Consider the following 1,785-nt stretch of genomic DNA (forward strand, 5'->3'; position numbering starts at 1 on the left):
GCATTTTTGTCGAAAGTCTGAGGATGGATAGTCAGGGAAGCTACCTTTACGTATTGTGAGGTCCAAGCAATTGTTGGGTCCTCTATCGGCATTGCATCAGCATCGGTTTGGAATTGGACAAAAAAGTCAAATTTGGCTTCATTGTCGTATAGAGTCTGGGCTAGGTTGTAACGCAGGTAATCATAATCCTTGGTGTTTTCTACCACAGTTATATTGCTTGGAGAAGGTCTGAGGTGGTATTTTACTGCTCGGTCAACCGTCCCGAATTGGTAAGGCTGTGTACTCCAATAAGGGATACTGAGCGGATTATCACAAGCAACCATACTTTTTTTGATCCGCATCAGCGTGGGAAGGTGCAAGGGGTTCAGGAAGTAAAGAAGCGTTTTGATTTTGCTGGCAGAAGTCAGTGCTGTCAAGAGCGTATTCAGTTCTTTAATGGTTTTTGCAAAAAATGTCTCACTGCTCATCAATAAAAAATCCTGGGTTTCCAGGAAATGTTCGTCTTTCAGTATTTTTTCTCCGTGAACTCCCATCAGTTTGATGGCTATCCCCCTGATGTCCTTTTTCTTATCTTTCTGTGTTTGGGTGTTGCCGTTTGAAAACCTAACCCATGCCTGGTATTCTTTTTCATGCTTAAAGACCCCAACTTTCAATTCTTTAGGCAGGTCTTTCTCTACTGTAAAAGTCGCTTTGACACAGCCATGCATTTTGGTATGGACCTGCCTGAGCATTTTCTTGTCTTTGTACATTCTGGTGACCTGGGCCTCAAATTCATTGACCATTTGGGAGGCGATACTGTCCTCATCGGCAGTGACATATTCATGCCCTATTTTTTTACCTGAAAGCTGATCTGACATAATTTTTAAGAAGTTTGTATTTGAAGAATCTCTACAACTGTCAAGAGAATAAATTTGAAAGTAATTAAAAATAGGGTAAAGTTTCTGGATAACAAAATATTATTAGGTGGTTTGAATAATAAAAAATGTATTATATTTAAATCAAAAGCTATTGATGCCGCTTATCATCGATACCCAGATTATTTGACAATTGACGCTTTCATTATTATCCTCAAAATTTAACATAAATGAAATTGCATGTTTTGTATGCAGCCAAAATACATTCTATTCTGAGATCGGAATCGTTTTTTGAGCAAAATTTTGTCATCAAAAAGGCTTCTCTTTCTACCCTTTCACAAATAGACTACCTTAAATCAGGGAATGAGGCGTCATTTGTTGGCAAATCTATTGAAGGATTCAGAAAGGTTTTGGGAAGTGAAAACAGCAGTTCTGAACTTAATCTCAAATTGCAATTTATCAAAGGACAAAACCTCAAGGAATATAATTCAAGTTCGCTTAGTATAATTGACAAATTAAAAATTTGTGTAGCCATCACCAAAAGGCTCGAAGAAGTACACAGTCAGGAAATCGTACATCTTAATCTGAATCCGAACCATATCCTGATCGAATCAGGAACAAACAAGATATATTTTATCAGTCTAGGCCTAGCTACAAGCATTCAAAGAAAAATCGGAGTACAAAGCAGGCTGATCTTTTCTGAAGCGGATGATGATTTTATTGCCCCGGAACAGACAGGAAGGATAAGTACCGATATAGGATATTATACAGATATTTATTCGTTGGGTGTGGTTTTTTATTGGTTATTTACCGACAAACTCCCTTTTGAATCCAAAGAAGGCCCGGCCAAAATTCACGCCCACATTGCATTGACCCCTAGAAGTCCGGAGGAAATAGCGGCTGTGCCGCCTATTGTTTCTAACCTCATCCT

2 protein-coding genes are annotated in these 1,785 nt (G+C 38.7%); one reads left to right on the forward strand and one right to left on the reverse strand.

Features of this window, described 5'->3' with window-relative positions; all coding sequences use genetic code 11:
- Positions 1–857, reverse strand: an 857-nt coding sequence (locus tag ACZFYI_RS20005) for a catalase (RefSeq protein WP_462525884.1), incomplete at its 3' end; no start/stop codon positions are given.
- 227 nt (positions 858–1,084) lie between these two features.
- Between ACZFYI_RS20005 and ACZFYI_RS20010 the strand changes: the two genes are divergently transcribed.
- Positions 1,085–1,785: protein kinase domain-containing protein (locus ACZFYI_RS20010; protein ID WP_462525885.1), on the forward strand; the 701-nt coding region annotated here is incomplete at its 3' end.

It is taken from the genome of Aquiflexum sp., assembly GCF_977115555.1.